The organism is Pantoea sp. ME81, assembly GCF_903970985.1.
Lineage (GTDB): Bacteria > Pseudomonadota > Gammaproteobacteria > Enterobacterales > Enterobacteriaceae > Pantoea > Pantoea communis.
The window spans coordinates 1-10,408 of record NZ_CAJCKS010000167.1 but is presented as its reverse complement, the minus strand read 5'-3'; the positions used below and the strand labels follow the sequence as shown (position 1 = coordinate 10,408).

Here is a 10,408-nt window from a genome sequence, read left to right as displayed (position 1 = left end):
TAGAGAATAATAGGGTGCATTCGGCGGCCTGCGCCAGCGGGGAAACCGGTGAATCGGTAATCGCGATGATCTTTGCCCCTGCCTGCTGCGCGGCGCGCAGCACATCCAGTGACTCACGGGAATAAGGCGCAAAGCTGGTCAGCAGCACACAATCCTGCGCGGTGAGTTCACGGGTAAACACTTCGATATTACTGGCCAGGCCATCAATCAACGAGACCTGACGGTTAAAGAGTCGGTAAACATAAAACAGCGACCAGGCGATGGGAAAACTGGCGCGAAAGCCGCAGATATAGACGTTATCAGCCGCATCGAGCAAGGTCACAGCTTGTTCCATTTCCTGCTGATTTTCGTTTTGCGTAAAGGCAAGATTGGCCTGATGCGCGCTAAACACCTCATCATACAGCTGCAGCTGTGTTCCTTTGGCGATCAGTTTCTCGGCCTTGGATACGTATGTATCATTGCGCAGGCCAATATCATCAATGAAGGCATCTTTCAGTTCGCCCCAGCCGTTGTAGCCCAAACGTTGCGCCAGGCGCAGCAGCGTGGCAGGTTTCACCCCGGCTTCAACGGCAAACGCGCGCATCGATTGCACCACCAGCTGATTGGCATTTTGCAGAGAGAACTCAGCCGCGCGCTGCAGTTCTGGTGACAGCTCACTGAACTGGCCGACAATTTTTTCCCGAAGATTCATGGCGTTTGGTCGTTGATGGCAGATGGATGCATATAAACATAATTGCGACGGCGAGAAAACCAGACGCAGAGACGATTCATCCTGAAGCGCATGTCGTGCTGCTCCGGGCGCTGTGGCGCAATTCTTTCCAATACAGTGTGATTCGTGCCGTGGTTTAATGCCGCCCACAGAAAAAATAAGGACAGGCTCGTCGCTATGCTGCAGTTTTCAAATGGTTTTCTGCTGAGTTTATCGCTGTGTCTTGATATTGGGCTGGCGAATATCGCCATGATTACCCTCGCGATGCAGCGCGGCTATTTTCACGGTTTTTGGTTAGGGATTGGCACCTGTATTGGCGATCTGATTTATGCGCTGCTGGCGCTGGCAGGTATGGCAGTGGTGTTGCAGTTTACGGCGGTACGCTGGGTGTTGTGGATTGGCGGTGGATTATTACTACTGTGGTTCGCAGGTAAAATGTTGATCGCTGCACTGTGTAAAGACGCGGCGTTACCCCCAACGGAGCAACAGCCTTATCGTTCGTTACTGCGCGAATTCAGCCGTGGCGTGGTGCTGGCGATGTCATCTCCCACGGCGATTTTGTGGTTTGCCAGCGTGGGCGGCGCACTGATTGCTCGCATGGGGCACGGCAGCGTCAATGCCACCTCCTCTTTCCTCGGTGGGTTCTTTATCGCGGGAGTGGTCTGGACCTGTGTGTTGTGCCTGGTGGGCAGCATGGGCGGTAAGCTGTTGGGGCAGCGCCTGTTAAAATACTCCTATCTCGCCTCCGCGCTGATCTTCTGCTACTTCGCCGCCTATGTGATGGTGTCAGGCTATCGGGAGTTTGTATTGGGCTGAGGCAATTTGCTGGGCGTAATGGTGTGGTGTGGTACCCATTACTTTGCGAAAGGCGTTAATGAAGTGGCTTTGATCGTAAAAACCCAGTTGCAGCGCGGCTTCCTGCGGATGTACCCGACGGCGCAACAGTTCCCGCGCCTGCTGTAGCCGCAGTTGCATATGGTATTGCAACGGTGGCAACCCGGTGAGCTGGGTGAAACGACGCACCAGATGATACTTACTCAGCCCGGCACGTTGCGCCAGCGCATCCAGTTGCGGTTTCTCGTGCAAGTGTTCACCAAGAAACTGCTTCACCTGCTCGATAATCTGCACTTCCCCCTGTTCGGCACTCTCTTTATCGTCGAGCAGTTCACCACACAGCCACAGCAGCTGTTGTTCCAGCAGTAACTCATCTCCTGCGCGCGCGGCCTGGTCAAATTCAGTGATCGCCTGAAACAACCGCGCGTCATGGAACACCCCTTCGCGCAAAGCGGGCGCAGCGGTAGTGCCAAACATTTCGGATAAAATCACCTGCGGCAAGTGGATGCTGATAAAACTCACCGGATCATTGCTGAATAAGGAGGACTGAATCGCGCTGGGATTATAAATCGTCACCTGCCCGGCAAACACGTCAGAGACTTTGCCATCGAGCCAAATCTCTTCGCGCCCGCTGAGGTTAGCGCAAATTACATATTCATCATGCAGATGACGTGGAAAGCGGCTGCCAGTGGCGTTCACGCGCGAACATTCAATGCCATTGCGGCTAAACCATTCTGATGAGGAGAGTGACACGCGATGACCCGGTAAATATGGTGATGGGTTATAACAGCATCGCCAGGGTCGAATTGCAATGCTGTTGGGGTGTGAAGGCTGATTCGCATCCTTGCCGATTTTGAAAAAAACGATTGCCGGAAGTCGCTGCTGCAACGGCTTCCGGCAGCGAGGATAAGGCTTAAATTCCCGCAATCCGTTTCAAATCAGCTTCTGCGCCAGGCGCCACCGCCAGCACCTGAGCGCCTTTCAGCAAACGTTCGCCTTCGGTATTGAACGGGTGATACCAGCCGCCCGCCTCTTTCACCAGGCAGTAGCCCGCCAGACAATCCCATGCGTGCATATAAGGTTCGTAATAGCCCACTACGCGGCCAGCGGCTACCCACGCCAGCATCAGTGCGCCAGAGCCGATACGGATGAAGTTGCCCCCGGCTTCCAGCAATGAGGCCAGGATTTTACCCACTTCAGCGGGGCTAACGTGGCTGTTAGCGCCAAAGCCAGTGACATGGTTTTGCAGCGTGCGGTTTGGATCGACCTGCAAGCGACGACCATTCAAAGTCGCGCCTTGCCCCAGCGCCGCTACATAGCACTCCTGATAGGTGGGCGCATAGATCACCCCGATCACCGGCACGCCGTCATGCAGTACCGCGACGGAGACGCACCAGTTAGGCATGCCGTTCAAAAACGGGCTGGTGCCATCAATCGGATCGACTACCCAGGTGTATCCCGATGTGCCTTCCTGCAATCCGTACTCTTCCCCCAGGAAACCGTCGTCGGCAAACTGAGCGCGAATCTGCTGGTCGATCATCTGCTCGACTTCGCGGTCAGCGCGCGACACCACATCCTGCAAATCATACTTGGTCTCGACCACCAGCGTGTCGCGATGATGGAAATACTCCAGCGCCTTCTCGCCCCCTGCGCGTGCCACTTTCTCTGCCAAAATCAAACGTGCCAGCAGCGCGTCATTCACGGTGTCACTCATTATCTGTCCTTAAATTATCCGGCAATCAGGGCTAATCCCTGAGGTTTAAAATCAATCGCCACGGCAGAAGCCAGCGGCAAGTGCTGCTCCATCTGCGCAATAGCAATAAAGGCCAAAAATTAGCAGTGAATACTAATGTGTCGAAACGCTCTCAAAGCAATATGTCCCTATTCCATGACAATAATTTTAAATGACAAATCGAAAGTGTTTTTATTTAAACGACGGTGAATTCTTATCTGACATCAGCATTAAAGGCTTAGTTTCAGAGATTTGGCATTAATGCTCAGTGTGAAGAGCTGTAAGAAACCAATGGCTGTCACCGAAATGACCGTATGGAAAACAGTCGGATTAGGTTTTAGATTAAACCGATATGCATCTCTGCAGTTCAAATTTAAACTCATTCTTTGTTCGAGAGACTTCGTATTCCTATAACGACCAAAATTCTTAGACCTCTTCCCTCCTGGATAAGGTTAAGTATCCAGAGGTTTTTGAATATGCATACGCTTCGCAAACAGTATGTCGCAGGCCTGTTGATTGCCGGTACGTTGTGGATGAGCGCCTCACCGGCACATGCGGAAGCTCAGTATCAGCTGGAAAAGGTAGTGGAACTGAGCCGACATGGTATTCGCCCGCCCACGCCCGGCAACCGCAAAGAGATTGAAGCGGCAACCCAGCGCCCGTGGACAATCTGGACCACACACGATGGCGAGTTAACCGGGCACGGCTATGCCGCCGTGGTGAACAAGGGGCGCTGGGAAGGCGACCATTATCGCCAACTTGGATTGCTGGCCTCAGGCTGTCCACAGGCGCAGGAGGTCTATGTTCGCGCCAGCCCATTGCAGCGTACCCGCGCCACCGCCCAGGCGCTGGTGGACGGTGCGTTTCCTGGCTGTGGCGTCCCGGTGCATCGCGTGGCAGGTGAAGATGATCCCTTGTTCCAGACCGAAGCGTTCCCGGCCACCAATACCGATCCCACACAACAATTTGCCGCCGTGACCGCTGCCACCGGCGATCTGGCAGCACGTCAGCAAGCGTTGCAACCAGCGGTTCAGGCTTTGAAGAGTGCGGTGTGTCAGTCTGACACCGATTGCACTTTCTTCGACAAGCCGTGGCAGATAAAACAGAGCAAAGGCGGTCAAACCTATATTCAGGGATTGAGCGTTCTCGCCAGTATGGTTGAAACGTTACGTCTGGGCTGGAATGAAAACCTGCCAGCGGATCAACTGGCGTGGGGCAACATTACACACTCCGCGCAAATCACCGCCGTGCTGCCGCTGTTAACCGCCAATTACGATCTTAGCAACGACGTGCTGTATACGGCGAAAAAGCGTGGCTCCATTCTGCTGAATGAAATGATTCAGGGTGTTGAACAGGGTGTCAGCCCCGTTTCAGATGCCGTGCCGGATGCACGCTGGCTGCTGTTTGTCGCACATGACACTAACATCGCGATGGTGCGCACGTTGATGGGCTTCACCTGGACTTTGCCGGGTTACACGCGCGGGAATATTCCGCCCGGCAGTAGCCTGGTGTTTGAACGCTGGCGCGATAAGCAGAGTGGCGAGCGCTGGCTGCATGTTTATTTCCAGGCACAAAGCCTCGACGACCTTCGTCATCTGCAGTCCGTCAATCAGGCGCATCCGCTGCTGCGAGAAGAGTGGCGAGCGCCTGACTGCCGGGTCACCGAGGTGGGTACGCTTTGTCCAATGGCATCCACGTTAGCGAAATTCGGTCAGCAACTTGATCCTACCGCCATTACGCCGATCAGTTACGCGCCATAACGCAAACCTGTTTCACCACGCCGCGCAACCAGCGATGCGCGGCATCATTCTCCAGTCGAGGATGCCACATTTGTGACACTGTCATTTCCGGCGTGGCAAAGGGCAACTCAACCATCGCTAACGCCTGGCTGTGAGCGATCAATGGGTGATGTGCAACCAGCGAACGTGGCACCAGCGCCACCCAATCCGAATCGACCACCAGCGCCACAGCGGCAGAGAAAGCCGGCACAACAGCAACAACCTTGCGCTGCAATCCGGCTTGCTCGATGGCGTCATGGATCGGTCCACCCCGTTCTGCGCGACGAGACGCCACAATATGGCCAAATCGGGCCAATTGGGTGATGTCCATCTGCTGTGTCAAAGGATGGTCCGCGCGCACCACGCCGACAAAACGATCGCGAAACAGCGCCTGCAAGCGGATTTCAGGCCCCATATTGCCGAGCACGCCAATCTCTATATCAATGCTGCCATCACGCAATTCACGATCACTTTTCTCCGGCTTTGCCACAAAGACCAACTCGACCTTCGGTGCCTGCGCGGTCACAGCAGCAATCAACGCACAGCCAAACGCTTCGACAAAGCCTTCGTTGGTGCGCAACCTAAAACAGCGATTCAGTTGTGCTAAATCCAGCGTTTCAGCATCCGGGCTGAGCACGGCATGTGCTTCCCGCAACGTACGGTGCGTCCGTTCACGCATCGCTTCCGCATAAGGGGTCAGCACCATCTGCCGTCCGGCTCGCACTAATAATGCATCGCCCGTCACATTGCGTAGTCGGCCCAGCGTACGGCTCATCGCTGACTCGCTCAGGTTCAACTGGCGTGCCGCGCCCACCACGCTGCCCGTGGTGAGCAGCGCGTCGAGTGCCGAGAGTAAATTCAGATCGGTGGTGTTCATGGACACTATCCTGCTGGATGTCGAGCGGCATAACAAGGCGTTTGATGCAGGTTATCACTGCATAGGCTGCGTGTTCCGCCTCCCCTCACTCCGCGCTAGACTTTTCTTAAGAACTCAACTGAGGAACACAGGATGAAAACATTATTGATTGGCGCGTCACGCGGGTTGGGATTCGCACTGGCAGAAACCATGCTACAGCGAGGCTACCAGGTTGTGGCCACCGGGCGAGCCCATTCTACCGATAAACTGGCGCAGCTGGCTGCGCGCTATCCGCAACAGCTGACGGTAGAAACGGTGGATATCACTGAACCCGAGCAGGTTCGCGCTCTGCATCAACGCCTTGCGGGCACGGAGTTTGACATGCTGTTCGTCAATGCCGGGGTGAAAAATGACGATCGGGAAACGATAGCCGATGTTTCAACCGAGGAGTTCACCCGTGTGATGGTGACCAACGCGCTCAGCCCATTACGCGTGATCGAGACATTCAAAGATCGGGTCAGCCCCAGCGGCACGATTGCCGTGATGTCCTCCGGTCAGGGCAGTCTGACCAACAACATTAATGGCAACTACGAGGTGTATCGCGGTAGCAAAGCAGCCTTGAACATGTTTATGCGCAGCTTTGCCGCCCGTCATCAGGATGCGCGCACACTGCTGTTAATGGCGCCGGGTTGGGTGCAAACCGATATGGGCGGGCCGGAAGCTCGCCTGACCATCGACGAAAGTATCCCGAATCTGCTCAACACGATGGAAGCCTATGCGGGTCGCACCGGGCTGCATTATCTCGATTATCTGGGTCGCGTCGTGCCCTGGTGAAGTCAAAGGGATGCGCCGGACGCTGCAGCCCGGAGCCTGAAGTCTGAAGTCTTAGCCTGAAGCCTGAAGCCTGAAGCCTGAGCCTGAGCCTGAGCCTGAATTCTGAATTCCGAACGCCAGACTAAATCTTCCGCAGCAGCAGACTGCGCAATGTCTCGCGCAGCCAGCGGTTTGCCGGATCGTCTTGCTGCGCGTTGTGCCACAACAAAGACAGTTCATAATCCGGCATTTCAACCGGCACGGGCGCAGCATTTAAGCCATAGCGTTGGCACCACGCGGGAGCCAGCCCCTGCGGTACAGTGGCGAACAGCGGCAACTGCTGGAGTAGCAGCGGTAAGCTGGAAAAGTGCGGCGTGACATAGCGTACACGTCTGGATTTACCCAAGCGCTGCAGAGCATGGTCAAGGGCACTTTCGCTGGCACCGCGATAAGACACCAGCGCATGCTGATGACCGACAAACTGAGCCAGAGTAAGGCGTTCCAGTGCAATTTGCTGGCGGCTCCACACAGTGCGAAAACCCGCCGGGCCGATTTTCTCGCGGGTTAAGTCACGACTAACTTCATTCCCAACGGTGATCACCACATCTGCCTGCTGCTGCTCCATTAACGGAATCGCCTGCCAGGGATCGGCAGCGACGACATGAATATCCACACCGGGCGCTGCAGTGGCAAGTTCCGCTAACAAATCAGGCATCAGCCACTGTTCCAGCCAATCGCTGATGCCGATGCGTAAACGGCGGTTATCACGCTGTGGATCAAATGCATCGGGCGTAAAGATCACCCGATGCAGCCCCTGCATCAGTGGTGCGAACTGCTGCACTAATTGCTCGGCACGCGGCGTCGGTGTCATGCCGTATGACGTGCGGATAAACAGCGCATCATCGAACATTTCACGCAACCTTTTCAGAGCGGCACTCACCGCTGGCTGGCCGAGGTAAAGGCGATTGGCGGCCTGCGTGACGCTGCGTACCTCGTACATCACCATCAACACCACCAACAGATTGAGGTCGATACGAGAGAAATCATTTTCATTGATTTTGTTCATGATTTTAATCGATTTAAATAATGTTTCCCGCCTCAGTATAGTGACTTTCAACTTACTGTCACGGACGCTGTTGAACGCGTCCTCTATCAAGTGGAGCACAGCATGAACATTCAGGTAGGCGAGTGCCGGGTTGAAAAAATCACTGAGCAGCGCGCCGCTTTTCCGTTTGGGGCGTTGTTCAAGGCACATCGTTCTGAGATGAGTGACGCCTTTGCCGAACAGCCGGCTGAAGTGTCGATACACAGCTGGGTGGTGCGTACCGCTGAACACACTATTCTGATTGATACCGCAACCGGCAATGGGCGCAATCGGGATAACAAACCATTATTCCATCAGCTGAATACGCCTTATGTCGAAAATCTGGCACGGGCGGGCGTTGATCCTGCTGAAGTCACGCTGGTATTGATGACGCACATCCATACCGATCATGTTGGCTGGAATACGCACTGGGTGGACGGTAAGTGGCAGCCGTTGTTCCCCAACGCGCGTTATGTCTGCTCGGCGGCGGAATTGCAGCACTGTCAGGACGATCCCGCCAGTCAGGAACTGTATCGCGACAGTATCCTGCCGCTGATCGAACGCGACCAGCTGCAGACCATCAATGTGCAGGAATCTCCTCTGTTCGCCGGCGTGCTGCGCTATATTTCCACGCCGGGTCACAGCATCGATCACGCATCGATTGTGCTGGAAAGCCAGGGCGAGTATGCGATTTTCCCAGGTGATGTGATGCACCATCCGGTGCAATTTCAACACCCGCATTGGAACTCGCTGTTCTGTGAAGACCTTCCGCTCGCCATGGCTTCACGTCAACGCGTTATAGACTGGTGCCAGCAACATCAGGCAATCTGGTTCAGTTCCCATTTCCTTAGCAGCTCTTTGGGCCGTGTTACGCCTGATGGGCAATGGACTCCACTTGAGGATTGACCGGATGCAAAACGCTGATTATCTCACCGCGTCGCTGAGCGACTTATCCCTGGCACTGCAACGCGGTGATGTTACCGCGCGCCAGCTGACCGACTTCGCACTGCAGCGCATAAGTGAGGCAGACCAGCCGCGCTACAACGCCATCACCTGGCTGTTTGCGGATGACGCGCGTGCGGCAGCAGAACTGAGTGATACACGCCGTCAACGCGGTGAGGCGTTGGGTCAGCTGGACGGCATCCCGGTGCTGATTAAAGACAATATTGAAGTACAAGGCTGGCCCACCAGCGCGGGTTCGGTGATGTTGCGTGACGTCATCGCCCAAACCGATGCCCCGCTGGTCACCACACTGCGCCACCAGGGCGCGGTTATTATCGGTAAAACCGCGATGCATGAACTGGCTGCGGGCATTACCGGCGCCTCGTCGCTGACCGGCTTCACCCACAATGCCTGGCGGGAAGGACGTTCACCGGGCGGATCGAGCAGCGGCTCTGCAGTTGCCGTTGCCGCCGGTTATGTGCCTCTCGCCATTGGCAGCGACACAGCAGGTTCGGTGCGTATACCCGCTGCGTTTAATGGCCTGTTCGGCTTACGCATGACGCGAGGTGCACTTAGCACATCGGGCATTGTGCCGCTGTCGCCGACGCAGGATATCCCCGGCCCGCTGACACGCAGCGCGACCGATCTGCGCATCGCCAGCGAAGTGCTTAGCGGCAAGACGTTTGCTACGGAGGGAGAAGCATTACGGGTCGGCATCTGGCAGGAAGGATTTGCCGCTGATGAAGATGCGATTAATCAGGCGGTGCAGGCTGCCGTGGCTGGGTTCGCGCCTGCCACGCTGAGTTGGCCCGAGCTGGAGACGTTAGCGGCTGATGCCAATATCATCGGCTATGAATTTGCTGAAGCGCTGGCGAAGTATTTAGCCGATAAGCCGCAGGCGCAGTTCCATACCCTGCAGGATATCGCTGCGTCCGGGCTGTATCATCCTCAGCTCGAAACCGTGTTTAAGACCCGCGCGGTACATCCTGGCACGGCCAGCGAAGGTTATGCACGGGTGCAGCAGCGCCAGCATGATCTTTACCAGCAGTTGGTGGCGATGTTCGACCAGCACAACATTAACCTGCTGGCCTACCCGGTGGTGCGCCGTGCGCCAGTCAAACACGGCGAGATGCAGGAAGGCAGCAATGCGCTGGTTTCCGCAGTGACTGGCGCGCCAGCCATTTCGATTCCCGCAGGCCTCAGTCAAGATGGGTTGCCAATTGGCGTCGAATTGCTGGCGCTGCGTGGCCGGGAAGATTTGTTGTTGCGCGCGGCTGAAATCATCGAGCTGCGCAGTCGCTAAAGAAATTAATGCGGTCGCCACAGGTGGCGATCGCTTTCACCCATGCAGTGACAACCCTTTAATCGCCTTATCCACTGCTTTCTTTGGCCCACGAATCGCGATGCCGACCAGGTTCAGGTTGTCGGCATCTTCAGCCATGAATACCTCGCGGTTGGCGGCATCATGTCCGGTGGCGAACATCGCTTCCACATACGGGATCACCGTCAACTCCCGTTCCAAACCCTGGCGATGAGCCCGTTGTAATCCCGTGACATCACCCGCAAACACCAGCATCGGCTGGCCTGCCATATTGCCGTATTGACGCCCCTTCGCATCCACATAAGGTTCGCCCATCATGTCAGGCGCAGCAGAAGCAAT

Annotated in this window: 11 protein-coding genes; 5 read left to right on the top strand and 6 right to left on the bottom strand. The window is 55.7% G+C overall.

The features are described 5' to 3' along the window. The coding region (locus tag H7A81_RS22160) for a MurR/RpiR family transcriptional regulator (RefSeq protein WP_182058743.1) at positions 1–691 on the bottom strand (691 nt) is incomplete at its 3' end. A gap of 195 nt (positions 692–886) precedes the next feature. Here H7A81_RS22160 and H7A81_RS22155 point away from each other — a divergent pair. Continuing rightward, entirely contained in the window at positions 887–1,525 is a 639-nt protein-coding gene (locus H7A81_RS22155; RefSeq protein WP_182058742.1) for a LysE family translocator, read from the top strand. On the opposite strand, the gene H7A81_RS22150 is transcribed toward H7A81_RS22155, so the two are convergent. Together H7A81_RS22150 and H7A81_RS22145 are read right to left on the bottom strand one after the other, a co-directional pair. Then, positions 1,496–2,296 carry an AraC family transcriptional regulator gene (locus H7A81_RS22150; RefSeq protein WP_182058741.1) on the bottom strand — a complete coding sequence of 267 codons (801 nt, stop codon included), beginning with the start codon at positions 2,294–2,296 and terminating at the stop codon, positions 1,496–1,498. The two genes, H7A81_RS22155 and H7A81_RS22150, sit on opposite strands and share 30 nt — an antisense overlap. A gap of 160 nt (positions 2,297–2,456) precedes the next feature. Further along, positions 2,457–3,257 (bottom strand): inositol monophosphatase family protein, encoded by an 801-nt coding sequence (locus H7A81_RS22145; RefSeq protein WP_160867140.1) that lies wholly within the window; start codon positions 3,255–3,257, stop codon positions 2,457–2,459. A 494-nt stretch (positions 3,258–3,751) separates the two neighbouring features. Between H7A81_RS22145 and H7A81_RS22140 the strand changes: the two genes are divergently transcribed. Continuing rightward, positions 3,752–5,035, top strand: coding sequence for a histidine-type phosphatase (locus H7A81_RS22140; RefSeq protein ID WP_182058740.1), 1,284 nt, complete (start codon positions 3,752–3,754; stop codon positions 5,033–5,035). Here the strand turns inward: H7A81_RS22140 and H7A81_RS22135 are convergent. After that, a complete protein-coding gene (locus tag H7A81_RS22135) occupies positions 5,019–5,930 on the bottom strand; it encodes a LysR family transcriptional regulator (protein ID WP_182058739.1) in 912 nt (303 codons plus the stop codon). The genes H7A81_RS22140 and H7A81_RS22135 overlap by 17 nt on opposite strands. A 132-nt stretch (positions 5,931–6,062) precedes the next feature. Between H7A81_RS22135 and H7A81_RS22130 the strand changes: the two genes are divergently transcribed. Next, entirely contained in the window at positions 6,063–6,743 is a 681-nt protein-coding gene (locus tag H7A81_RS22130) for an SDR family NAD(P)-dependent oxidoreductase (RefSeq protein ID WP_182058738.1), read from the top strand. Positions 6,744–6,864: 121 nt separating this feature from the next. Here H7A81_RS22130 and H7A81_RS22125 read toward each other — a convergent pair whose 3' ends face one another. After that, on the bottom strand, positions 6,865–7,788 hold the full coding sequence (locus H7A81_RS22125; protein WP_182058737.1) for a LysR family transcriptional regulator: 924 nt from the start codon (positions 7,786–7,788) through the stop codon (positions 6,865–6,867). Between the two features lie 102 nt (positions 7,789–7,890). On the opposite strand from H7A81_RS22125, the gene H7A81_RS22120 reads away from it, so the two are divergent. Together H7A81_RS22120 and H7A81_RS22115 are read left to right on the top strand one after the other, a co-directional pair. After that, positions 7,891–8,712: an MBL fold metallo-hydrolase gene (locus tag H7A81_RS22120; RefSeq protein WP_182058736.1), complete on the top strand. Its 822-nt coding sequence runs from the start codon at positions 7,891–7,893 to the stop codon at positions 8,710–8,712. Between the two features lie 4 nt (positions 8,713–8,716). Further along, positions 8,717–10,051 carry an amidase gene (locus H7A81_RS22115; RefSeq protein ID WP_182058735.1) on the top strand — a complete coding sequence of 445 codons (1,335 nt, stop codon included), beginning with the start codon at positions 8,717–8,719 and terminating at the stop codon, positions 10,049–10,051. A 36-nt stretch (positions 10,052–10,087) separates the two neighbouring features. Here H7A81_RS22115 and H7A81_RS22110 read toward each other — a convergent pair. Further along, a partial coding sequence (locus H7A81_RS22110; RefSeq protein ID WP_182058734.1) for a DUF2000 domain-containing protein occupies positions 10,088–10,408 on the bottom strand: 321 nt, incomplete at its 5' end.

Excerpts from the sequence above, each read along its gene's own strand:
- H7A81_RS22135 (WP_182058739.1), bottom strand. The coding sequence starts at position 5,930 with ATGAACACCACCGATCTGAATTTACTCTCGGCACTCGACGCGCTGCTC.
- H7A81_RS22145 (WP_160867140.1), bottom strand. The coding sequence starts at position 3,257 with ATGAGTGACACCGTGAATGACGCGCTGCTGGCACGTTTGATTTTGGCA.
- H7A81_RS22130 (WP_182058738.1), top strand. The coding sequence starts at position 6,063 with ATGAAAACATTATTGATTGGCGCGTCACGCGGGTTGGGATTCGCACTG.
- H7A81_RS22155 (WP_182058742.1), top strand. The coding sequence starts at position 887 with ATGCTGCAGTTTTCAAATGGTTTTCTGCTGAGTTTATCGCTGTGTCTT.
- H7A81_RS22125 (WP_182058737.1), bottom strand. The coding sequence starts at position 7,788 with ATGAACAAAATCAATGAAAATGATTTCTCTCGTATCGACCTCAATCTG.
- H7A81_RS22140 (WP_182058740.1), top strand. The coding sequence starts at position 3,752 with ATGCATACGCTTCGCAAACAGTATGTCGCAGGCCTGTTGATTGCCGGT.
- H7A81_RS22115 (WP_182058735.1), top strand. The coding sequence starts at position 8,717 with ATGCAAAACGCTGATTATCTCACCGCGTCGCTGAGCGACTTATCCCTG.
- H7A81_RS22120 (WP_182058736.1), top strand. The coding sequence starts at position 7,891 with ATGAACATTCAGGTAGGCGAGTGCCGGGTTGAAAAAATCACTGAGCAG.